This window comes from Dyella sp. NPDC103356 (genome assembly GCF_055584465.1).
The window spans coordinates 107836-130975 of the sequence record NZ_JBVJLZ010000004.1; the positions used below are offsets into that span (position 1 = coordinate 107836).

At 59.5% G+C, this 23140-nt stretch carries 21 protein-coding genes; 13 read left to right on the top strand and 8 right to left on the bottom strand.

All coding sequences use genetic code 11. From position 1 onward, the window contains the following. Positions 1 to 22: 22 nt before the first annotated feature. Both ACZ6WW_RS10460 and ACZ6WW_RS10465 read left to right on the top strand, forming a co-directional pair. Positions 23 to 466 carry a hypothetical protein gene (locus ACZ6WW_RS10460; RefSeq protein WP_465274140.1) on the top strand — a complete coding sequence of 148 codons (444 nt, stop codon included), beginning with the start codon at positions 23 to 25 and terminating at the stop codon, positions 464 to 466. After that, complete coding sequence (locus tag ACZ6WW_RS10465) at positions 456 to 779, top strand: hypothetical protein (RefSeq protein ID WP_465274141.1); 324 nt, start codon at positions 456 to 458, stop codon at positions 777 to 779. Before ACZ6WW_RS10460 ends, ACZ6WW_RS10465 begins: the two co-directional genes overlap by 11 nt. On the opposite strand, the gene ACZ6WW_RS10470 is transcribed toward ACZ6WW_RS10465, so the two are convergent. Next, positions 766 to 1080, bottom strand: coding sequence for a hypothetical protein (locus tag ACZ6WW_RS10470; protein ID WP_465274142.1), 315 nt, complete (start codon positions 1078 to 1080; stop codon positions 766 to 768). The two genes, ACZ6WW_RS10465 and ACZ6WW_RS10470, sit on opposite strands and share 14 nt — an antisense overlap. Here ACZ6WW_RS10470 and ACZ6WW_RS10475 point away from each other — a divergent pair. After that, positions 1079 to 1912: a TraB/GumN family protein gene (locus ACZ6WW_RS10475; protein ID WP_465274143.1), complete on the top strand. Its 834-nt coding sequence runs from the start codon at positions 1079 to 1081 to the stop codon at positions 1910 to 1912. The two genes, ACZ6WW_RS10470 and ACZ6WW_RS10475, sit on opposite strands and share 2 nt — an antisense overlap. A gap of 25 nt (positions 1913 to 1937) precedes the next feature. Here the strand turns inward: ACZ6WW_RS10475 and ACZ6WW_RS10480 are convergent, their stop codons facing one another. Next, the gene (locus ACZ6WW_RS10480; RefSeq protein ID WP_465274144.1) at positions 1938 to 2564 is read right to left on the bottom strand and encodes a polymorphic toxin-type HINT domain-containing protein; all 627 of its coding nucleotides are present in this window, start codon (positions 2562 to 2564) and stop codon (positions 1938 to 1940) included. 182 nt (positions 2565 to 2746) lie between these two features. Here ACZ6WW_RS10480 and ACZ6WW_RS10485 point away from each other — a divergent pair, with 182 nt between their 5' ends. From ACZ6WW_RS10485 to ACZ6WW_RS10515, 7 genes are all read left to right on the top strand, one after another. Continuing rightward, positions 2747 to 4621 carry a M61 family metallopeptidase gene (locus tag ACZ6WW_RS10485; RefSeq protein WP_465274145.1) on the top strand — a complete coding sequence of 625 codons (1875 nt, stop codon included), beginning with the start codon at positions 2747 to 2749 and terminating at the stop codon, positions 4619 to 4621. Positions 4622 to 4677: 56 nt separating this feature from the next. Further along, entirely contained in the window at positions 4678 to 5628 is a 951-nt protein-coding gene (locus tag ACZ6WW_RS10490; RefSeq protein WP_465274146.1) for a hypothetical protein, read from the top strand. A 1653-nt stretch (positions 5629 to 7281) separates the two neighbouring features. Then, positions 7282 to 7695, top strand: coding sequence for a helix-turn-helix transcriptional regulator (locus ACZ6WW_RS10495; protein ID WP_465274147.1), 414 nt, complete (start codon positions 7282 to 7284; stop codon positions 7693 to 7695). A gap of 108 nt (positions 7696 to 7803) precedes the next feature. After that, positions 7804 to 8340 (top strand): DUF4199 domain-containing protein, encoded by a 537-nt coding sequence (locus ACZ6WW_RS10500; protein ID WP_465274148.1) that lies wholly within the window; start codon positions 7804 to 7806, stop codon positions 8338 to 8340. Between the two features lie 165 nt (positions 8341 to 8505). Then, entirely contained in the window at positions 8506 to 8907 is a 402-nt protein-coding gene (locus tag ACZ6WW_RS10505) for a VOC family protein (protein WP_465274149.1), read from the top strand. 100 nt (positions 8908 to 9007) lie between these two features. Next, positions 9008 to 9319, top strand: a complete 312-nt coding sequence (locus ACZ6WW_RS10510) for a hypothetical protein (RefSeq protein ID WP_465274150.1) — start codon at positions 9008 to 9010, stop codon at positions 9317 to 9319. A 407-nt stretch (positions 9320 to 9726) separates the two neighbouring features. Further along, positions 9727 to 10158, top strand: coding sequence for a hypothetical protein (locus ACZ6WW_RS10515; RefSeq protein ID WP_465274151.1), 432 nt, complete (start codon positions 9727 to 9729; stop codon positions 10156 to 10158). 94 nt (positions 10159 to 10252) lie between these two features. Here the strand turns inward: ACZ6WW_RS10515 and ACZ6WW_RS10520 are convergent, their stop codons facing one another. The 5 genes from ACZ6WW_RS10520 to ACZ6WW_RS10540 form a co-directional block, all read right to left on the bottom strand. After that, positions 10253 to 12124, bottom strand: a complete 1872-nt coding sequence (locus tag ACZ6WW_RS10520; RefSeq protein WP_465274152.1) for a glycoside hydrolase family 2 protein — start codon at positions 12122 to 12124, stop codon at positions 10253 to 10255. Then, positions 12121 to 14496 carry a GH92 family glycosyl hydrolase gene (locus tag ACZ6WW_RS10525; protein WP_465274153.1) on the bottom strand — a complete coding sequence of 792 codons (2376 nt, stop codon included), beginning with the start codon at positions 14494 to 14496 and terminating at the stop codon, positions 12121 to 12123. Before ACZ6WW_RS10525 ends, ACZ6WW_RS10520 begins: the two co-directional genes overlap by 4 nt. Before the next feature lie 160 nt (positions 14497 to 14656). After that, positions 14657 to 17845, bottom strand: a complete 3189-nt coding sequence (locus tag ACZ6WW_RS10530) for a TonB-dependent receptor (RefSeq protein ID WP_465274154.1) — start codon at positions 17843 to 17845, stop codon at positions 14657 to 14659. A 741-nt stretch (positions 17846 to 18586) separates the two neighbouring features. Continuing rightward, positions 18587 to 18841, bottom strand: a complete 255-nt coding sequence (locus ACZ6WW_RS10535; protein ID WP_465274155.1) for a hypothetical protein — start codon at positions 18839 to 18841, stop codon at positions 18587 to 18589. A 71-nt stretch (positions 18842 to 18912) separates the two neighbouring features. Further along, positions 18913 to 20091, bottom strand: coding sequence for a class I SAM-dependent rRNA methyltransferase (locus ACZ6WW_RS10540; RefSeq protein ID WP_465274156.1), 1179 nt, complete (start codon positions 20089 to 20091; stop codon positions 18913 to 18915). A 574-nt stretch (positions 20092 to 20665) separates the two neighbouring features. Here ACZ6WW_RS10540 and ACZ6WW_RS10545 point away from each other — a divergent pair. Together ACZ6WW_RS10545 and ACZ6WW_RS10550 are read left to right on the top strand one after the other, a co-directional pair. Continuing rightward, positions 20666 to 20857 (top strand): hypothetical protein, encoded by a 192-nt coding sequence (locus ACZ6WW_RS10545; protein ID WP_281851253.1) that lies wholly within the window; start codon positions 20666 to 20668, stop codon positions 20855 to 20857. A gap of 170 nt (positions 20858 to 21027) precedes the next feature. Further along, positions 21028 to 21699 carry a class I SAM-dependent methyltransferase gene (locus ACZ6WW_RS10550; RefSeq protein ID WP_465274157.1) on the top strand — a complete coding sequence of 224 codons (672 nt, stop codon included), beginning with the start codon at positions 21028 to 21030 and terminating at the stop codon, positions 21697 to 21699. On the opposite strand, the gene ACZ6WW_RS10555 is transcribed toward ACZ6WW_RS10550, so the two are convergent. Beyond that, positions 21668 to 22318 carry a TetR/AcrR family transcriptional regulator gene (locus ACZ6WW_RS10555; protein ID WP_465274158.1) on the bottom strand — a complete coding sequence of 217 codons (651 nt, stop codon included), beginning with the start codon at positions 22316 to 22318 and terminating at the stop codon, positions 21668 to 21670. The genes ACZ6WW_RS10550 and ACZ6WW_RS10555 overlap by 32 nt on opposite strands. Positions 22319 to 22408: 90 nt before the next feature. Between ACZ6WW_RS10555 and ACZ6WW_RS10560 the strand changes: the two genes are divergently transcribed. Further along, a complete protein-coding gene (locus ACZ6WW_RS10560) occupies positions 22409 to 23074 on the top strand; it encodes an O-methyltransferase (RefSeq protein ID WP_465274159.1) in 666 nt (221 codons plus the stop codon). Positions 23075 to 23140 lie beyond the last annotated feature (66 nt).

Here is a 23140-nt window from a genome sequence, read left to right on the forward strand (position 1 = left end):
ACATAAATGCAGGGACCACCGTATGTTTCCGGGTGTACACGACAGTCAGGTACTTGCCTACTCGGCAGACTCGCGATCGAGCGAGGTGCTGTTGCACCTTCGCGCGGGCCCGGAAGGCTCATCGCTTTTCGACTTGAGATTCAGTGGTGTGGTGGCACATCAGTTTCCCTATCCACTCATGCCGTCCTGGGTATTCGATCTGGTACCCATCCATGCTGAGGCACTGCTCTCCCGAGAGTGGAACATCATCGATGAGGGATTCCGGCTGGTGGGCTGGCCGGGCAACTGGGCTGACTCGCTCGAGAACGCTCAGGCGTATTGCCATGCACAGGGCGTTTCTGGTTACGATCTGGAGACCAGCTACGGAATGCAAGGCTGGGTGTTGGCCAAGTCAGTGGAACGCATCGAGTGTCGGCTTCCGACACAAAGCCGACATGCGTCAATGAATCGGGTGCGTGTCAGTTAAATTCCAGGGGAGCGTGGCAAATATGAAGGCAATGGCAGAGCTGGCATTTGAGTACATTTTCCTTGTCTATTTTGGGACTGAGGACCAGATAGATAGGGATTACGCAGCTACGATGTACGAACCGATAACAGACATCGTCAAGGAAATGAATTCCGAGGAACGCGGCGCATTTCAGGCGCTAGCACTTGAAAGCAAATCACGCTTGCTTGCTGAGCCGGATCAACACGGCTATACCCCGCGATCGATGGTTGATCCAGATGCCATCAGATTCCTTGATGCTGTCATCTCTGGCGAATACTTCAATCAACGGTAACTGAGAGCATTTCTTGCTGAGATGAAGCAATACCCGCTTCCGACCCGAAACGGACCTCGTTGGAGGACATATGGACGGTCGAAATGACCTGCAATAGCTGCGTGACTCGGATCATGGGGCGATTCTTCACCCCTCTGTTGGTCGTGGCTTTCGTTGGTTGCTTGAATTGCGCGGCATACCCGCAATCTTCATCCATGTCGCCGCCCGCATCGAATACGGTGACAACGCTCGCACCGGTGGTGGTGACCGGCGTTCTGCCCGGCCCCGCGCTGTGGAAGGTGAGCAAGGGAAAACATGTCATGTGGGTACTCGGCCTTACTTCGCCGCTACCCCGAGATATGCGATGGAAGTCAGCGGACGTCGAATACCGTATCGCAGCATCGCAGGCGGTGTTGAAGCTGCCAAGTTTGGAGATCGGCGTGCGGACGAGCTTCTACCGCAGCTCCATGATGCCCTCGCCCCAGGAACTTGGAAAAAATCCCGACCAGAAGACTCTGCAGGACGTCCTGACGCCAGAGCTTTATCGCCACTGGCTAGTGCTGAAAGCCAAGTATCTCGGCGACAGTCATCGCGTGGAACGGATGCGGCCCATTCTGGCTGGACGCGAACTTTATGAGGCCGCTCTCAAGCATTACGGACTGGTTGATGAGTATGAACTGGAGAACATCGTTTACAAGATCGCCGCTCACCATGGAGTCGCAGCTTTCAATACGTCGTACCAACTTTTGCTGAAAGATTCACGTGAGACGATCCGCTCGCTGAACGACAAATCGATGGACGATCAGCGCTGCCTTGACCAGGTGTTGGATGCGCTGGACCAGGATCTCGCCCAGGCGACGTCGCGCGCAAATGCGTGGGCGACGGGCGATATCGGTACACTGCGGTCCATCTTGTCGCAAGTGCAACAGGACTCATGTTTGTCCACGCTGGACATCTCACCCTTCGCTGCGGCACTTGGCATCAGCGACATGGAAAGTCGCGTAAGGAAAAACTGGATCAGCGTCGCCGAGCATGCGCTCGATAAGAATCAGCAGACCTTCGCAGTACTGCCGATGCACGAACTGCTCGCACCAGATGGCTATCTGAGCGCACTGCAATCCGATGGCTACAACGTGCAAGCGCCCGATAATTAGCGCACGCGATAGGGGTCCGCAAGGCTCATGTTTCCGACACAACGTTCACCCGCACGCCGAGTTCGCCAACGTAATAGGTGCCGAGGCCCTCGAGCTCGATGTTGTAGACCGTGGCCTGCAAGCTGCCCAGGGATTTGCCGAAGTTCCGCTGGTCCTGCTCGTCCAGCCACCATTCCCGGCCGCCGCTGAAGTCGATCTCGAATCCGTCCGCGCTGTGTGAGTATTCGGGCATCCAACCCACGCCTGGGCGATCCGTCTTGTAGACGTACACCACTTCGAGCACGTAGGCCGTGCTGCCGTCGTGCAATTCGAACTCCTGGCCGCCTTCGAGCAGGTAAGTGTGGACCCATCCCGTACGCTTCACCCAGAACGGGTGATTGTCGACCACATACAGGTAGTGGATCTCTGTGTCGTTAGGCGGCGGCAGGCAGTAGCGAACGCACAAGATCGCCTTGTTCTCGCATGAGAACGTGCGCACCACCTTGCGATAGACACGCTCACCCGTGCCTTCGGACTGCGACAGCACGCTGTCGCCGATTTTCAGCTGCTCGATCGGGACCAGGCCGCGATCCGTCCATATCGGCGTGCCGGCGATGAAACCGCCGCCCAGCTGCGAAACGGGATGATGCTCAATGGGATGCATGGCATTCATGGGTTATTGCAGCCCCTCGGCAAGGCCATCAAAAGCGATCAGTTCTTCAAGCTTACAGGCGTTTGCATGGGTCCTACCGGAACGCAAGCGAGGGCGGCGCTTCCAACCACCGTGACCTCTGGCATATACGACGCGGGGCCGCGCGGCTCCACCATCGAGCCTTCATCCGCCCGGAACTTCCCATGCGCCTCCCCCTTCGCCGTGCCTCGCTCGCCACCGCCATTGCGCTGATCACCGCCGCTCCCGCTGCCTTCGCGCAGGACCTTCCCGCTCCTGTCGACCAGCCCTACAAGGGCAACCTCGCAGTGACCGTGGACCTGACCGATCAGGCACGACACCTGCTGCACGTGCGCGAGAGCATCCCGGTATCGCCGGGCCATGTGGTGCTGTACTACCCGAAGTGGATTCCGGGCGAGCACGGGCCGGACGGCCCGTTGTCGAACGTGGCCAGTCTGATCGTCACCGCCAACGGCAAGAAGATTCCCTGGCGCCGCGATCTCAAGGAGATGTTCGCGTTCCACGTGGACGTGCCCGATGGCGTGGACAAGCTCGACCTGAGCTTCGACTATCTCGATGCCGCTACGCCGCACTACATCCCGCTGGAATTCAACGAAGTGTCGTTCTACCCGGCCGGTTACTACAGCAGCCGCATCACCATCGAGCCGACGGTGAAGCTACCCGCCGGCTGGAAGTTCGCGACAGCGCTGGAAACCGCATCGCAGTCCGGCGACACCGTCACCTTCAAGCCGGTGAGCTACGAGAACTTCGTGGATTCGCCGCTGATCGCGGGCCCTTATTTCAACCGCGTTGATCTTGCGCCGGGCCAGTCTGTGCCCGTGCACCTGGACATCGTGGGCGAGGACGAGGACAGCGTAAAGATCACCGACAAGCAGATCGCCCCACAGCGCAACCTCGTGGTGCAGGCGAACAAGCTGTTCGGTGCGCACCACTACGGCCACTACGATTTCCTGCTCGTCGTTTCCGATCACACCGGCCACTTCGGTCTGGAGCATCACCAGTCGAGCGACGATCGCCTGTTCGCCAACTTCCTCACCGACCCGAAGGTGCATGCCGCCGCGGGCACACTACTGCCGCATGAATACATCCACTCGTGGAATGGCAAATTCCGCCGCCCGGCCGACCTGTGGACGCCGACGTTCGCCGAGCCGATGCAGGACGATCTGCTGTGGGTGTACGAGGGCCTCACCGATTACTGGGCTGGCGTGCTGACCGCGCGCTCGGGCATCTGGAGCACCGACCAGTGGCGCGATTCGCTGGCGTCCATTGCCGCGGACATGGGTGCGCGCACGGGCCGCCAATGGCGCTCGCTGCAGGACACCGCCGATGGCATTCCACTTTCCTCTCGCGGCAGCAGCGGTTGGGTGAATCTGCGCCGCAGCTCCGATTATTACCCGGAAGGCCAGATGCTGTGGCTGGACGTGGACACGAAGATTCGCGACCTCTCCGGCGGCAAGCACACGCTGGATGAATTCGCGAAGGCTTTCTATGGCATGGACAACGGCAGCTATGTGCCCAAGACCTATACGTTCGAAGACGTGGTGAAGACCCTTAACGACGTGCAGCCCTACGACTGGAAGACCTTCCTGCGCGAACGCCTGGACTATACCGGCGACACCATGCCCGAGAAGGGTATCGAAGGCGGCGGCTGGAAGCTGGCCTTCGACGACAAGCCCAGCGAGTTCGCGACGACGGGTGAGAAGCTGCGCAAGTCGATCAACCTGGCCTATTCGCTAGGCATCCAGGTCTCCGACAAGGGCGAAGTACGCGATGCACAGTGGGAAGGCGCGGCGGCGAAAGCGGGCCTCGTCCCGGGCGTGACCATCGTGGCCGTGAACGGTAAGGAGTTCTCGCCGCAGGTACTGAAGGACGCGGTGACCGATGCGAAGAAAACCACCACGCCGATTGAGTTCCTTGTGAAGGACGTGGATGACTATAAGACCGTCAAGGTCGACTACCACGGCGGCCTGAAGTATCCGCATCTGGTGCGCGGCCAAGGCAAGGATCTTATCGGGGCTATCGCTACGCCGACGAAATAATCCTTCGAAATACCACTCCTAGCCGTCATCCCGGCGCAGGCCGGGATCCAGTGACTTTGCAATCGGATATCGCGAGAGCCAACAAGCATCCGCTCTATCGCGAAAGCCGGAAACCGAAGTCACTGGATCCCGGCCTGCGCCGGGACGACGATGGAAAGGGCGAGGTTCTTTTTGAGGCTCTCTACAGTCGCTCGTCATCTGGGGAATGGATCATGAGATCGAGCTATCGGTTGCGAACGCTGTTCGTCATCTCTATGGCATGGACGAGCAGCTCGCCACTACTTGCCGCGGACCAGGCTGAGCCCATACTCGATGGCGGAGCGGCCATGAATATTGCGCTAAAGCTGGCTACTGAAGCGACACATAGCCACAACTACTCCACGCAAGACATACGCTTCGAACCATCAACTCGCGAATGGACGGTCCAAATCGAAGCCTCGCTGGATTCCAACGCGACGAAGCGCTTCGTTGCAACAGTAAACGAGTCAACCGGCCGGGCCTGTCTTGAACTGCCGCCTGCGGTGGGATGTGTGGCCCAGGAAAATATTCAGCAGCTGGTCGCCGATGCCCAGGCAAAAACGGAGGCCTTGGCGATGGCCAGGAAATTTCCATCGCCTGATCTGCAGAACCTGGCTGAGGTCCTGCTTCGGTATCAGGTTGGTGCCGATCGATCCCGTGGAGGCGGCACGGTACAAGCGCGTTATTTCGTGAATCTCCCCTCGCCCGATGCCAAGGGGCTTGTCGATCTTTCACCCGAAATTGCGGCCAGCCTCAGGCAAGACGGCATTGAAACCTACCCTGGAAGCGCCTGGAAGGAAGGTGTCGGCGGTGCTTCCATGAGCATGCGCTTTTCAATCGGCCTACCCGTTCGCCGCCCTGATGGAAACTACGACGTGCCTTATAGCTACTACTGCGGCGCCCTCTGTGCGGGTTGGTATACGGCCGTGGTGAAACACGATGCTGGCGGGTGGCACGTGGTTTCCTCCGTGATGAACGCCGTGTCGTAGCTGCGCGTCCGTTGGAAGTCTGGTAAGCACCCGATTCGCTTGAAATCAATGAGGGGGAATGCGTTATGAACTGCTTCAATCATCCGACGATGGTTGCCTTGGGCACATGCAAAGCCTGTGGCAAGGGCCTTTGCCAGTCCTGTACTGTGGACATGGGGCACGGTCTGTCATGCAAAGGGGAGCATGAAGTCACCGTGCAGGCTTACCACGACATGCTGAAGCGGAATGAACGCGCTTTAGCCGCCGCTCCACGAAACATTATTCTTGGGCCTGTCTTCTGTGCATTCATGGGCGTGGTATTCATGATCTGGGGCTTGTCGTCGCCGCACGGGATAAAGGACTTCACCTTCATTCTTGGCTGCGGCTTCCTGGCTTTCGGTGCTCTCGCCTATCGGCAAGCCCGGAGGTCGTTGGTCGTAGGGGATACAAGGCGCAGTGATCGTTAGGAAGTATTCGCCGGCGGTTGGCTTAGCCTTGCTCGAAGTGCGAGTCAGATCTTAGGGACGGCGACTGGCTTTCGTTATGCCGCTTTCGAGCGAGCGCCTTGAGGCGTCGTCTATTTACGGGGGAGTTGGATGCGATTTGTAGTCGTGGTTATGCTCTTTGTAGTTTCGCAGTGGGTGCATGCAACTACACCGATCCCGCCATCATCGCTGGTCGGTCTGTGGCAGTTTGGCGGACATACCGTTTGGGTGAAGATCAATGCAGACGGAACAGCGCTCCAGTGTCGGATTGCGCCGGGCGGTACTGTCTACCAATCCGAAGGGCGTTACGTCTTACCCCAGTCCATTCATTGGCAAAAAATCTGGGAGACAGACGAAATTACCTCGGCTGATGGGGAGATTACCCTTCATGGTAAATGGGGAAATTTTGCTTACCATCGCACTACAGAAGTCATGAGCTCCGCATGTCTCTCACCGCAAAATAAAGATAACGGACTCAACTAGATCGATCAGCCTCGTCAGTGAGGCTGCGATATCGTCTGCTTTTCAACCAAAGCGGACATTGTCAGAACGAAGCCAGGACTTCCCGAGTGAATGTTTCGCCGCAAGATAAAGAACTTCTGTGCAGGATCGATGAAGTCCTTCACTACATGTGGGATCCCATCGGCGTTGCCGGCATCCCCCAAGCCAGAGATGAGTACGAAAGCTATGTCCCACAGATCTTTCGATTGCTGAAAGCCACCGTAGACGGGAAGGACATCGCCGAATACTTGTATTGGCTAAGTACGGAACGTATGGGTGGAGGCGGCAATCGAGGTCGAGACGCGAAAGTGGTTGGCTTGCTCCTAGGATGGCGAGATCATCTAGATGGCTAGCTTAGTCAAAGGCTGTTTCCGACTCATATCGGGCATCGCGATAGCATCTGCAGCCCCTTAGGTTTGGCGCTTCCAAGCCCATGTTTGAGAAACATTCTATCGAGTGCTCCAGTCACAGGCATCAAGAGGCAGCGTTCGTATGTCGGCACGTCTTTGAGTCGTTGTCCTCAGGTGAATCAGCTCCCGACGGGTCATTCGGTGGCATGTCTCAAACTCGCCTCCACAGGGACATTGCGAGCTGGATCGAGACCGCCAATGTCGAGTCGAGCGGCCCTTTTCTTACCGTCCGTAGACCAGCGCTAAAATGACCCCGGACGGGGCGAGGGGCTAAGGCCATGTGGAAGCGGATAGTCGGCTACGGGGCGCTGCTGGCGGTGGGGACGCTCGCCCTGCAGTGGCTCGACTACCAGCGTCTGGCGCGGATGCATTCGGGCGACATCTACCTGTTCCTGGTCGCCGCTGCCTTCCTGGTGCTCGGCATCGTCCTGGGCGTGCGGGTCTTCGCCGCGCCAGCGGCGCTCACCTTTGACGGCAACCCGAAGGCGCAAGCGGCGCTGGGCCTGAGCGAGCGTGAGCTGGAGGTACTGCACGAACTGGCCGCTGGCCATTCCAACAAGGAGATCGCGGTACGCCTCCACGTTTCGCCGAACACGGTCAAGACGCATGTGGCGCGGCTGTTCGAGAAGCTGGGCGCGAAGCGGCGCACCGAGGCGGTTCGCCGGGCGCGCGAGCTTGGGATCGTGCCCTGACACCACGTTATTTGGGGTGAACAGGCCAAAATCATCCTTTCGGGCGATTGCCGGACACCGCCGGATCGCGCGCAATGGCGGCTCCATCCACCACTGGGGAGTAGCACCGTGTTACGCAACATTCTGAAATATGGCGTGATCGCCGGCCTGATCGTCGGCGGGTTCGAGCTCGTCACCTTCGTCCTGTTCTCCGGGATGCCGCCGCTGAAATACGGCATGGTGATTGGCTATACGACGATGCTGATCGCACTGAGCGCGGTTTTCGTCGGGATCAAACGGCACCGGGACGTGGACCGGGGTGGAGTCATCGGCTTCTGGCAGGGACTCGGGGTCGGGCTGGGCATCAGCTTCATCGCCGGCATTTTCTATGTGGCCGCATGGGAAGCCGTGCAGGCGATGACGCACATGGATTTTGCCACCTCCTATGCGCAGGCGATCATTGCGGCCGAGAAGGCCAAGGGCGCGAGTGCCGAGAAGCTGGCGAAGCTGACTACCGACATGGAGACGTTCAAGGTCCAGTACGCGAACCCGATGTTCCGCCTGCCGATGACGTTCGTGGAGATCTTTCCGGTCGGGGTGCTGGTGTCGCTCGTCTCGGCGGGGCTGCTACGTAACAGCCGGTTTTTGCCAGCGCGGCGGGGTTGAAGCTTTTATGTTGGAGGGCAAGTCGGGCGGTGAGTCAGGCGGGCTGCCGAGCTTCGGGCTTTTTGACTGCCCCTGGCACAAGTCGTCGGTACTCAACATGGTATTTGTCCGTGTGTAAGCTTCCAGGGCAAACCAGCTAAACGCTACCCACACCGGAGTCGACGCATGCCCATCCCTGCCACCGTAGGTGCCTTCGCTATCGTTCCCAGCAACGATCTGCCGGCTGCGATTCCGTTTTGGGAGCGCCTGGGCTTTGTCCGCACGGGCGGCGACGATAACTACATCATCATGACCGGCTGGGACTGCGAAGTGCACCTTACCCAGGCTGGAAGCGGCCCCTGGGCCGTTCCGGAGAAGCACAACCCGTTCGGTGTTTTCATCCGCACGCCAGACGTGGATGCTATCGCCGCACGCGTGGACGATTTGATCATCCGCCCGGGAGGCGTGCTACGACACCGCGAGTGGGGTCTGTATGAGGTCGGGATCTGTGGGCCGGACGGGCTTCTTGTTCGCATCGGCTGGCCGTCCCGTCTCATGCAAGGCGGCGAAACCAAAACATCAAGCTGACGAACCAAGCAGACTTTGCATCCGGAACAACAGTGAACCCGTGGATATGGCAATACCCACTGGAGCCGCCCAATAGGTTGGTTGGAGCTACACTCGCCGAATGGATTATCAACTCATCATCAAGTTCTGGCGCAAATCTCTGGCCGATGAAGCGTTTCTCGCGGTGATTGAAGGCAAGTTGAAGGAGGCATTGGGCGATGCCGTCGAACTGGAAGGCTACGATGTCAGTCCAAAAGAGATCAATCTTTTCATGCTCGCGTCTGATCCGCGACATTCCTTTCGACGCTCAAAAGACGTTCTGGAAGGATTGGGTGTTCTGAACGGCATGTCGGCCGCCTTCCGCGTGGCAGGCGGCGCCCAGTTCACATCCATCTGGCCGCCACGTGCCACTCGAAAGTTCAAGCTGCCGTAGTGCCAGTGGAAGCCTGACAGTTTGTTGTGTTGATGGAACTCCTCAAAGCGGTCACGTATTGCGAGGCAAATAGATGCCTAAATCGGTTACTCGGCAACAGCGCCGGTTGGCGGAGAGACGCAACGAAAAGCAGAAAGCGTCGTCTGAGAGTGCGCGCGCAATCACGGCTCGTAGAGTTGCCGTGCAAGATGCTTGGCGTAGCAGGCACATTACACCTCGCAGTCCCTGGCAAAAATTCACACTAGTCTGCGAAGTCTTGTTTTATGTCTTTGGTGGTCAGCTTGTAAGGTTTTTATATACGCCAAGCTGGTCTGCCAAACGAAAGAGCCCACAAAAATACTGAGCGATGAAGGCGCATTTTCAAACCGAAGCGAGTACCTGTCGATCCTCAACTCGAGGAGGGTCGGGTGCCACATCCGTCTGACCGGATCAAACTTCTGATCGAAGAGAACGCCGCTGAGATCGCTCGCCTGAATCGGCGCATCCGTGAAACATTTGCCACAAGAGATGCAAGCCCTAAGAAGAAAGAAGAGTGGTCACGAGCCTGCGAGGTTTATCATCATAGATACGACGAACTGGCTTTTCCCGGTGGGTACAAAGGCGCTCTGGATCGCCTGGTCGCAGGTGATATCGAGACGATGGAAGCCGCCATCTGCTTTCTCGAGGTCAGGCCCTACTTTTTCAGATCTGGCTACATGTTTGATGCGCTTCTGCGCAAGGCCAAGCATGCGCCTCTCAGTCAGGAGCAACGTGCCCGGCTACAGATCGTCATCGACGAAGTCCGAGCCTGGAAGGCGTCAAAACGCGAGAAGCAAAAGCAGGACGAAGCCGGCATTTGATTGGCAACCAGACTGTCCGCTTCACGAGCGGACAGTCCCAAGTAAACGCGCTATCGGGTGATCAGCCATCTCATCAACCTGCCACGCACAGGTCTCACGGCTGCCCGCCAGCGCGTATCGTCGCCTCATTGATCGCGCGCACCTTGGCTTCGTCCACCTTTTCGATCTTGCGGTCGTAGGTGAACAGGCCGTTGTGCTCGCCCTCGACATCGGTGATCTGGGTGTAGACGCTGCCGGACATGCCATTGGCCACGCCTTTGTCGCGCAATACGGCAGTATTGGCGACGTAGCCGGCGTTCAACGCGTCGCGGTCCTTCACATCCCCATAGGGATTGATCGGCGTGTTGGGCCAGACATGGTCGGGAATGCCCAGGGTCAGGCCGCCATGTTCGCCGTCGATGGCAGCACGCTGTGCATCCGGGCTGGGCAGGCCGGGGCCTTGGTAGTCGTGCACGTCGTAAACATCGCCGGCGTGTGGATCGCCCTTGGTGTCGCAGCAGTTAGCGCCGCTGCGCGCATCGACCAGACGCGAGGGATCGAGTTGCTTGATCTGCGTGGCCAATTCGGCGGCAGCGGGAATGCTCCATTGGCCCCAACCTTCGTTGAACGGAATCCAGCCGATGATCGAGGTTTCGCCCTTGAGCTGATCGACGATGGCCGAGACGTCGGCACGAAAGGTCGCCTTGTCGGCATCACTGAGCTTGTCGTTGTTTCCCGTAGGCAGCGCCGGCATGTCCTGCCATACCATCAGGCCGATACGGTCGGCCCAGTAATACCAACGTGCCGGCTCCACCTTGATGTGTTTGCGGATGGTGTTGAAGCCGAGGTCTTTGGTCTTCTGTATATCGAACTTGAGTGCCGCATCGGTGGGCGCGGTGTAGATACCGTCCGGCCAATACCCCTGATCCAGCGTGGCCAGCAGGAAGGTCGGTTTGCCGTTCAATACGATGCGGTTGCGCCCATCCACCTTCGCGATGGCAATGCTGCGCATGCCGGCATAGCTGGTGACTTCGTCGCGTTGATCACCTTGCGTGAGCGTGGCCTTGAAGGTGTACAGGAAAGGATCCTGCGGGCTCCATAGATGCGGATGCGCGACAGCCAAGTGCAACGATTGCCCGGCTGGCCCACTCGCCTCGCCCACCGCCTTGCCATCCGCATAGGCGGTGACGTGCAGCTTGGCTGCACCAGGATGGCCGTCCACTTTTGACGTGACAGTGAAGGCATCCAGACTGCGAACCGGTGTGAAGTTCAGTTGCGCCAGGCTGGTAGCCGGCACCGGCTCCAGCCACACCGATTGCCAGATGCCCGAAGCCGCGGTGTAGAAGATGCCGTCCGGTTTCAGCCGTTGCTTGCCGACCATCACGTTGGCGCCGTCCACCGGCGCATGCACGGCAACGATGATCTCCTGCGCACCCTGTGCGTGAAGTGCCGAGGTGATGTCCGCACTGAAGGACGTATAGCCGCCCTTATGTTGCGCCACCTGCTTGCCGTTGACGTAGACCGTGGCGTCCTGCCCCACTGCGCCGAAGTTCAGTCGCACATGTTGTCCGTGCGCGGTGAAATCAGCCGGGATATCTACCATCCGACGATAGAACATGAAGTCCGAATGGGCTTGTACGCCCGATAGCACCGACTCGATCGGATAGGGCACCAGCACCTTGTCCTTCAGCGTCTGGCCGAACGGCGGTGCACCTTGCCCCTCGTTCGATGCGTATTGCCACAGCCCGTTGAGATTCATCCATTGTGGATGCTCCAGCGAGGGGCGCGCCAGCTGCGGACGGGGGTACCCGGGTAACGCGTTGCTGGGCGACACCTCAGCCGTCCACGGTGTCGCCAGTGGCGCCGCTTTGCCGTTCCAGACAGTCGCTTGATTCGACGCGGCCATGGCCGTCGAAGCAATACTTGTGGCCATGGCCAAGCCCATCCACACACTCGCGTGCCATATTCCGATCTTGATTGCATTCATGGCTGTTTCTCCGACATGGATCGCGGCGCATCCTGCGGATCGGTACCCCACGCCTTGTTTGGCTCGGGTCCCATCGTGAGTACCAAGGTGGCACCTTTCGCGATGTCGGCGTGGCTGAACCACGGTTTGTTCCATGGCTTGCCGTTGAGCGTAGCGGACTGGATATACATGTTCTGGGCCGAGTTGTTGCGCGCGACGATCTCGAAGATCTTGCCGTTACCCATATGCAGGCGGACGCGATCGAAGATCGGGCTGCCAAGGATGTAATCGGGGCTGGAAGGATCGACCGGATAGAAGCCCATCGCGCTCAGCACATACCAGGACGAGGTCGAACCTTGGTCGTCCATGCCGGGATAACCGTAACCGGTCGCATCGCTGCCGTACATGTCGTCGAGAATGCGGCGGGTCAGCGCCTGCGTCTTCCAGGGCTGTCCGCTCCATGCATAAAGGTAGGCCGCTTGCTGGTCCGGCTGGTTGCCTTGCACGTATTGCCCGATCAGGCCGGTGCAATCGCGGCAGACGCCCTTGGCCTGGTAGGGCGTGGAGAAGAAGGCATCGAGCTTGGCGTTGAACGCATCGCGCCCACCGAGCAATCCCATCAAACCCTGCACGTCGTGCGGCACCAGCCACAAGGTGGACCAGCCCGAGGCTTCCTTCATCATGAAGTTGTAGTACGGCTCGCCTGGATCGAAGGGTGAAATCCACTTGCCGTCATCGGTGCGCCCACGCATGAAGCCTACCGACGGATCGAACACGTTGCGGTAGTTGGCGGCGCGGCGCATGAACATCTGGGCGTCGTCCGTCTTGCCGAGCCGCTGGGCGATATCGGCCAAGGCGTGATCGTCCCAGGCATATTCGAGTGTGGTGGCGGCGCCTGCCTTGCCACCAGCGTAGGGCGGGCTGGGATTGCCTGGCGGAATGATGTCGGAGATCCAGCCGTTCTTCATATACTCGGCCAGGTATCCGCGTGGCCCCTTGGGATCGGTCGCGTTCTTGCGCAGGTACTCGTAGACGGCAGCGTAGTCGAACGAGATGCCGCGCTGCCATGCGCCGTCATAGAGGAACGAGGCATGGTCGCCGTGGAACGAGGTATTCATGTAGCCGGTGTCGCGCGCACGATCCAGCTCGGACTGCATGATGTCCTGCACGACCTTCGGTTCCAGCAACATCAGCAAGATGACCTGGTTGCGACCGGTATCCCAGAAAGGCACGGGGCCATAGCGGTCGTAGCTGGCGACCTGAACCTTGCCATCGGTACCGGTGAAGCGATCGCCTTTGCGCGCGATCAATCGTGGGCTGGCGAAAGCGTGATACAGCGTCGAGTAGAACAGCGTGCGCTGCTTCGGCGTGCCTCCCTCGACTTCGACGCGATCGAACAACTTCGCCCATGCTGTTCGCGCCTGATCGTGCGTACGCTCAAAATTCCAATCAGAACCCGCGGCACGCAGTCGCTGCTCGGCTTCTTCGGCGCTGTGGCCGTGAGCAATCCGCACCAGTACCTGCTCACCCGCCTGCGTGTCGAAAGTGACATAGGCTCCCGCGTAGTTGCCCGATACCGTGCGCCGATCGGCCTGGACGTCCTCATTACCGAGCCCGCGATTGCGCTCGTCCTGTTCTGCATGGAAGGTGCCGAAGCTGGCGAACGGTCGCGAGAACTCGGCAACGAACCAGGGACCGTCCGAGTCGTACTCCTTGCGCCCGCCCATGGTGGCCACACCGCGAATGGTGCGATCGCCGACCACTTCCACGTTACCGCCGGCGCGACGCAGGTTGACGACGACGTTCGAGCGATGGCTTGCCGGGAAGGTGAAGCGCATCAGGCTGGTCCACTGCGTCACGGTCAGTTCGACGTGGGTGTGGAACGTGGCCAGATCCACCGCGTAATAGCCGGGCGACGCTTTCTCGCTCGCCTTGTCGTAATACGACTGCGCATAGTCCGGCGGCATGGTCCAGTCGCCTACGACCGGCATGATCATCGGCGCGGCGCGCGCGCCATAGGTCGAGCCGCCGCCGGTAAACCCGATCATGGTCGGCCGGGCATAGCCGTACGCCACGGCCACGCCCGTGGGATAGCTGAGATCGGCATTGATATTGACCGGTGCCGCCTCGGTCGCGCTTTGCGGCAGGCTCGCGCCCGGCGATGTCATGCCCGAATACAACGGCTCGCCCGGTGGCGGTGCGTTGCCGATCAGCTTTTGTTGGTCCAACGGTGCTGTACCGACCAGTGGATTGGCTTCATCGACCGTCGCAGTCGAGGGTAGCGAGGTCGTGCTGTTCTTGGCGTGGCTGACGCCGATGCAACCGGATGCCATGGCCGCCAGAGCGAAGGCTAATACAGCGCGATGGCGACGACGTGTGGGAGGGGGGATCATCAGTTCTTCCTGCTGTGGCACTGAGGAAAGCTTCAAGAGGTGCTCTTCGCATCAGACGGCAACGTTGAGAGCAGAGGCGCTGGGCCCCGGCCTGCGCCGGGGCGACGATGGACACCGCCGTTGCGGGATCGAGCGCGAAGCCCGACCCCGCGTACCTCGTTCAATCACCCTCTCCGAACTTGTACGTGACACCCACGTAGTACTGTCGCCCGGCATATTCGAGTTGATACAGGCGTGCCGTCGTATCGCCACCCAGATACTCGCGCGGCGTGGACTTCGTCACGTTGATGACCGACGCGGTCAACATCAGGTGCTTGTTGAACTCGTAATCACCGTTCAAGTCGAGCTGGTGGTAGGGCTGCGTATAGATCGGAAGACCCGACGACAGTCCTTGCATGGTCCGACCCGTCCAGTTGCTGGTCGCGCGCAGCAGGAGACCATTCTTTTCATAGAACAACGAAAGGTTCGCTGCAAACTTGGCGCTGCCGATCAGCTCCGATTTACCGACCGCCGTATCGCCCAGCGTGACCGGCGTTTCGCTGGTCTTGTTGAGCGTGTAGTTGGCGATGTAGCCAAAGCCCATCTGGAAGGTGTGCTGCGTGTAGATTTCCACGCCCTTGGATGTGCCGGAGCGGCCGTTGGCGTTGGTGCTGTATTGCATGAAGTTCTGCTGCGTGCCGCCGACGTCGACATTGATGTTATCGACGGTGACCGGAACGACGAAGTTCTTCACCTTCTTCTGGAACACATCCACGCCGACGACCGATTCGGGTGCGTAGTACCACTCGCCCGCCAAGTCGAACTGGGTGGCTGTGAAAGGCTTCAGGTCCGCGTTGGCGCCGCTGCCGTACCAGCCCGGCAAGGGTGCGCCGAACTGCTTGCGGTCGTTGTAGTAGTCCTGCGTGTTGTTGGTGAGGCTACCGAGCTGAGCCAGGTCGGTGTAGTTGGCACGGGCCATCGCCTGCGATCCGGCCGCGCGTATCACGAAGTTGTTCGGGAGCGTCCAGGCAACGTTGAAGCTCGGCAGGAGCTTGTTGTAACGCTTGCTGGTGGAGGCATTGGTGAATGTCTGGATCACCGATTGCTCGCGCGGCAGGTATTGGAAGTCACCCGGTGCGCACGGGCCGCCGGCGATGTTCTTGCCGGTGGTCGGACAGATCAGGATGTTGCCGCCCGCATCGTGGTAGTACACCGCGTTGTTGGTGGTGATCTCATCGGCGACGGTGAGGTCTTGCTTGGTGCTGACAAAACGCAAGCCCACGTTGCCGCGTAGCGTGCCGGTATCGAAGTTGGCCTGGACATAGGCGGCCGAGATCTTTTCCTGGACCGTGGATTTGTCTTCGGGATGGTTGTACAGCACCCGGTCGTAGGTGGAGTTGAGATAGTTGTAGTAAGCCGGGAAATTGATCGCCGGGAAGGTGCTGTCGTTGTACGCCTCGGTGTGACCATCGAGCGTGTTCGGCAGCAGGAAACCCGCAGGTAGCTGGCCGGCATTCGGATCGCAGGTCTGAAACTGCAGCGTGGTGCCTTTGCAATACCAGCGCAGTTCGTTGTTCTGCTGCTCGGCGTGATTGTCGCGGTACTTCACGCCGAACTGCAGCGATTGCATCCAGCTGTTATCGAAGGCCCAGGTGAAATCCAGCTGCGCGAAGTTCTGCGAGGTGCTGGTATTGACCATGTTGGAGCCGGTGGAACCAAGATCCACCTGTCCCTGACCGGCCAGCATGTTCTGCAGCACGTTTGGCGACGCGGTGATGGTCGGCGTGCCGTTCAGCGTCCACGCGGCCCCGTTGCTACCGTCCACCCACTGGCCGTTGACGAAGTTGCGCGGCTTGGCGGCCATACCCAGCTCTATCGACGGGCCACCTGTCGCCCAGGTACGGCCGACGTTGAACGATCCGCTGAGGCTGCCGCCGTTATCCCACTCACCTTCGAGGTTGAGAGTCTGCGATGTGGCCTTTTCGACCGAGTAGTTGCCGTTGAGCCACGGAATTTCGGTGGAGCACACGTCCACCGCCTGTCGTTGCGCACCGGTGACAGGATTCGTCGTCGCGTTACAACCCTGGCCGGCGGGCGGGAGGACGTAGTTCGCGCCGGTGACGATGGTGTGCGACGGATCGAAGGTCAGGCCGTTGGGGGCAAGCAACCTGCCTTGCTGGTCCGTGAAGTCGTTGTTGCTGGGCAGTCCCCACTCGGGAACCTCCAGGGTATTGGTGATCTGGGTCTGCTGCCGCTGGAAGCGAAAGTAGTTACCGGTCAGCAGGAAATGGTCGCTGGGCTTGAACTGCAACGTGGCCTGTGCGCCCTTGGACTTCAGGTCCAGCTGATTCCGGCTGGTGGCGAACTGCTGCGGCATCCAGTAGCCCGAATAGCCTTTACCGGACTGATCGACCACACCGCCTCCCGGCCACAAAGCCAGGTTGGGTGCGACGTCGGGGCCGTATTGCTGGCCATGCACGTTGGTCGGCTGGTGGGTACACGTTGTCGGATCGGTACAGTTGTTGTCCCACCAGTGCCAGCTCGATGCATTGGCCGTGTAGTCGATATCCCGGCGCTTCAGATACGAGCCCGCGACGAGCACGCCGAACGTCTGGTCCTTGTTCTTCCACGACCACAGCGCCGAGCCCTGGGGCGTGATCTTGCTGCTGTTATCCGAGCCTGCCGCATTGACGGAAACGAAGCCGTCGTTCGCTGCCATTTCCAACGGACGGCGCGTGTGCAGGTCGACGTTGCCGCCGATGCCGCCCTCGTCCAGGCGCGCCTCGAGGCTCTTGTAGAGCTTGATGTCCGAGAACATGTTGGCCGGCATCAAGGTGTAGTTGAACGAGCGCGTCAGGCCGGCCGAGGTATCGGCCGAGGCCACGTAGTTGCCGTTTAATTCGGTCAACGTGAGCTCGGGCGCAAGGCCGCGAATGCTGACTGTCTTGCCTTCGCCCGATTCGCGCGTGATGACTACACCGGGCACGTGCGCAAGCGCGTCGGCAATGTTCTTGGCGGGAAACTGCGCGATGTTCTGCGCGTTGATCACCTCGACGATCGAGTTGGAATCGCGCTTGTCCTGCATGTTCTGGTCGATCGACTGGCGAAAGCTCGTGACGACGACCGTATCGAGCGTCGTGGCATTGGCCGCGCTCCCGGTTTTCTCCTTATCGGATTTCTTGTCCTTGCCGTCTTTCTTCGCCGTTGCGCTATCGGTCGACTGGGGCGGTGTTGTCGTTGAGGTCACCGCGGGCGCGGAGGTCTGCGCAAAGGCGATCGTGGGTATTCCAAGGCCGCCCCCTGAGAGAGTCGCCAAGGCAAGCGCGACGTATAACGGCTTGCGCGTAAACACGTATGGCAGGTAAGTCATTTTCTTGAATCCCCTACTTTGGTGCGCGCCAGTTTTTTGGAGTCGGCGCGGTGATCCCCCGTTTGATCACATGCAGCAGATGCTCGATTTGTGCGGTAGACGCTCTCCTTCCCCTCAAATTTGGATCGATCTAATTTTTTGGCGTTCAATGAGCCCACGATCAGTAAGCGTTGAATGGCTAAATGCGCAGGGACGCGCTATTGCGAAGGGCGAGATCGGCGCTGCGAAGACGTGTGGTGCGAGCTGGCAACAGCTCCCGCGAACGCGGGCGGGCGCGATGTACGAACGCCTGTCATGACGGGATTGCGAGCGGTTTCTGGCTTCATGTGACGGCTCCCCATTTCTCTCGACCTGCCTGGCGGGAAGCAACGACATCCAGGGCGGCGCTAACGCGCACGTCCCAAACTCTCCCCACCCCTGGTCCAAGCCGGTCAGTCCCATCGCAGCCGCGATGTGATCTGAATCACACCAACTTGGATCGATCTAAATCCCCTGGCGGCAAATTAGACCCAGAAAGCGCAAGGTGTCACGCTGCGGCGCAAAAACGCGACGTCAGATCGTTGGGGGTTGCGTGGGCTGGATCTGCGGCAGCAGCTCAGGTCAAGCGGGCATGTCGAAGTCGCCAATTTCAGGCTGTCTGGTGCGATCACCGAGAGCCGAATGCACCCGTTCGGAGGAGATTTCAGCAGTTAGGCGAGCGTGATGTGGGCGACGACTCTCCGTGCCACACCCGGCAATGTCTCACAACAACGCAACCACCAAGACGAATGGTAAGCACCCAATGAACATAACTCGCGCGATCAAGCCGCCCCGTCGGATGGCATAAGGCATTTCGGGACCCGTCACATCGGAGTCGAAGATCATATCGAGCACTTCCAAAGCATGACCCATCGTCCAAGGCTGATTCTCGAAATAGGTAGGCTCAAAACGCCGCAGCTTCCATGCCGTCCAAAAGGCGACAGCGTTATATAAGGCAACATAGAACCAAACGACCATGAATCTTTCATTGAAAGTCATCTGAGGGCCACAGTATTCCTTCGATCAATTGAGGCTATCAGGAAACATCCCTAGACCTTCCGCAAGAGCAACCCTTTCAAATAGTCGCCTTCGGGAAAGTTCAGCGATACGGGATGGTCGATATCTGCCGTAAATCGTTCGATCAGCCGCATATCGGCTCTCACGTCCCAGGCGCTACCCGCCACGACCTTCTGAAACAATTCGGCGGTCATGCCGCCGGAGCAGGTAAAGGTGGCGAGGTGACCGCCTGTGCGCAGCAGTTTCATGGCCCACAGGTTGATGTCCTTGTACGCACGTGAGGCGCGTTCCACATGCTGCGCCGTAGGGGCAAATTTCGGTGGGTCCAGTACGATCAAGTCGTAGCTTCGGCCCTCATCGCGTAGCCGACGCAAGTATTGAAAGACATCGGCCTCCATCCATGTGGCGCGTTCGCTGGGCAGATCATTCAAGCTCAGGTTGACGCGTGCGGCGCCGAGAGCGTCACCGGAACTGTCCACCGATAACACCGAGCGAGCGCCGCCACGCAATGCGGCCAGGGAAAAACCACCCGTGTAGCAAAAGCAGTTCAGCACATCCGCGCCGTTGGCCAGGCTGCCGATGCGGTGTCGATTGGCGCGCTGATCAAGATAGAAACCCGTCTTCTGACCTGCCGCGACATTGACGCGATAGCGCAGGCCATGTTCGATAATATCCGTGACCGCCGGCAGCTCGCCGCGCAACAAGCCGCTGCGTAGCGGCAACCCTTCCAGTTCTCGTACATCCGCATCGGAGCGCTCGTAGATGGCTTGCACGCCGGTGAGTGCCTGCAGCTCGTCGCAAAGGACATCGCGCCAGGATTCCGGACCGGCGGCGAGCAACTGCATCACCAGCACCTCGCCATAGCGATCGACGATCAGGCCGGGAAGCCCGTCCGACTCCCCGTTCACCAGGCGCATGGCGTCACTCGCATGATCCATGCCGCTGCGTAGCTCGATCGCTCGACTCAAGCGCCGACGGAAAAAATCCCGATCGATGGTTTCACGCTCATCGAAACTCCAGAAGCGCAGGCGTATCTGCGATTCACCGCTCCATGCCGCCCAGCCCAGAAAGCGACCGTTGGTGTCCAGCACCCTGACCGTTTCGCCTGATCCTGGCGTACCTGCCGGCGGGTTCATTGCTCCGGAAAATAACCAGGGATGTCGGTGCAGCGCGGTTTTTTCGCGGCCTGGGTTGATTTTTACGACATGCATGATGATTGATCCGGAATGCCACGACGTTCGACGCTGACTGCCGGATCACCGTTGCTCAGGTGATAAGGGGTCACATGCATTGGAGAGTACATGGGATTGTCGCAAACGCTGGCATCGCACCGGTGTAAAAAGGCCGATATTTTTTGCTGCCGACAACGCTGGCCCTGGTGTTCATGGGATCGACACCTTGCCTTCAAGGTATTTCGAATGGTCTCCTACTCGTCATTCCGGCGTAGGCCGGAACCCAGTGGCGACATTATTGGGTTTTCGTAAAAGCGATGAATTTTACTCGCGAAAACCAACAACCGAAGTCACTGGGTCCCGGCCTACGCCTGGATGACGATAGGAAAAAACCGAGGTTATTCGAGGCATCCTTTGTGGAAAGGGTGCTCAAAAAGAATACGTGCGTCGCATTATTATCTGAACGCCAGAGCCCATCGGCGTTATTCGGTTGCGGGCCGATTTGGAAGGGACTATACGGTGACAATCGGCATTGTGCATGCCGGAGTTACGGGCACGTCTCTGGCCGCTTTGCTCTATCAAACTGTGCCCGCCAAGAAGGGAGAACACCGTTATGAAAATGGTCTTCGCTGGACTGGTTCTGATCGCTGGGACGCTCACTGCGAATGCCGGCGACATCGGCAATGCAGGTGAGCAGCAGCATGGCCTTGCCAACGCGCCGGTATGTCCACCAGGGCAAGTGGCAAAGTTCGTCGGCGTAATCAATGGTCACGCTACCTGGGAATGCGTGCCTGCGGGCACTTGAGCGACCCCACACGTTGGTGGATAGACTCTTCACGCTCGAAGTATGAGCGTGAAGAGTCACCTCCGGCCGCAAGCATCGTCAAAATTTTCTGCGCTTCGACTTGATGTTCAACTCGCTGCTCATCTCGGTTTCCGGATAAAGTTATTCGATCCCCGACTTGAGCAAGCCGAATGGATCCCTTCTCCGATTCGCAAGCCGTAGCCCGCTACACCGAAGGCCCGCCACGCATCGTGCCAGGCTACGAAGGCATGCAACGCATGACGACGCTGCTGCTTGCCGAGCACGTGCCGGAAGACGGCCGGGTACTGGTACTGGGCGCTGGCGGCGGGCTGGAGTTGAAAGCCTTCGCGCAGGCCCAACCAGGTTGGACCTTCGACGGTGTCGACCCGGCTCCCGAGATGCTGAAGCTCGCCGAGCAAGTCCTGGGGCCGCTCGCCTCACGAGCTACGTTGCATCAGGGCTATATCGATGACGCTCCGACCGGGCCGTTCGACGCGGCGACCTGTCTGCTGACCTTGCACTTCTTGACGCTCGAAGAGCGACGACGAACCGTGGCCGAAGTGCACCGCCGCCTGAAGCCTGGCGCGCCCTTCGTGGTCGCACACCTGAGTATTCCGCAAGGGGAAGGCGAGCGAGCGCTTTGGCTATCACGATACGCCGCCTTCGTGGTGTCCTCCGGTATCGATCCCGACAAGGCAGCGGCTGCACGCGCGGCGATCGACACCCAGCTGACCTTGCTCACGCCGGAGCAGGACGAAGCGATTCTGCGCGAAGCAGGTTTCTCGAATGTCAGCCTGTTCTATGCCGGTTTTACGTTTCGGGGCTGGGTGGGCTACGCCTGAGCTGGTCGAGGTACGCGCAAAACATATCCGCCATGGCGTCGGCATAAGTCTCGATCTCGATCTGGGCTCGAGGGCTTTCCGAAAAATCCTTTCCTACCGTACTGAGCGTTGTCGTCATCAACTCGCCCGCCAGCGTGCGAATAGCTTCTGACGCTTCGGGCAATACCTCTTGCATGAAGACCTGGATGGTTTGCTGTCCGGAGGCTTTGGCCGCCTGCGCCTCGGGCGCGTCACGATAGAGCGGCGCGGCGTCATTGAGCGCCACCCGCATTTCGGCCTCTTCGCATTCCGAACGAATGAAGGCGTGGACGAGGATGCGCAGCCGATCCAACGGTGGTCGCTGAACGTCCTCGAGGATGTCGCGCAGCAAGCCAGTCGTCTGGCGCCACTCGTCGCTCTGCAATCGAAAGAGAATCGCCGCCTTGTTCGGGAAATACTGATACAGCGACCCGACGCTCACTCCGGCCTTCTCCGCCACCCGCGCCGTGGTGAAGCGCTGCGCGCCTTCCTTCGCCAAAACCTGAGCAGCCGCTTCCAGAATGATGGCGATAAGCCCGGTCGAGCGAGCCTGTTTTGGCTGTTTTCGCGGGGAAATCGGGGGGTTTCGGCGATCGGTCATGGCAGCGTGACAATGCGAATAGTGAACCTGACGAATTCGTCGCATTCTATGCCGACGCGCTCACAGACGCACTTCAAACCGGAGATTTGCATGACCACCCTCGCTACCACCCCGTTGGCCCCATTGCTGGATCGCTTGTTCAAAGAGGCCGATGCCGCATCACCAGCAACGATCCCTGCACTGGCTGCCCTCTCTGCCGAAGAGCATCACCGGCTGATGCGGAGCAAGACCGACTACATCGACTTTTACGGTCAGCTCAAGGACCTCCCTCTCGCTGTTTCGCGAGAGACTGGCGTGCTGCTCTATATGCTGGCGCGCAGCGGCGGTGCGCGAACGATCGTCGAGTTCGGTACTTCGTTCGGCATCTCGACGTTGCACCTTGCCGCGGCTTTACGGGATAACGGCGGTGGCCGCTTGATCACCAGCGAGTTCGAGTCGTCCAAAGTGGCGCGCGCCCGGGAACATCTGACGGCTGGCGGTCTTGTCGATCTGGTGGAGATTCGGGAGGGCGATGCACTGCAAACCTTGCGCGTCGATCTGCCCGACACGATCGACCTGCTGCTGCTCGATGGCGCCAAGGCGCTCTATCCCGAGATTCTGCACCTGGTCGAGAGCCGCCTCAGGCCGGGTGCCTTCATCGTCGCCGACAATGCCGATTACAGTCCTGACTATCTGGCATACGTGCGCTCGCCGGCCAATGGCTATATGTCCATACCGTTCGGCGAGGATGTGGAGCTGTCCATGCGGATCGGCTAGAGCTCGTCTGTCGACCTCGGTTGTGGTGGCGCGGTCGCGGCTTCAGTCGCGACCGCAACCTCCCAG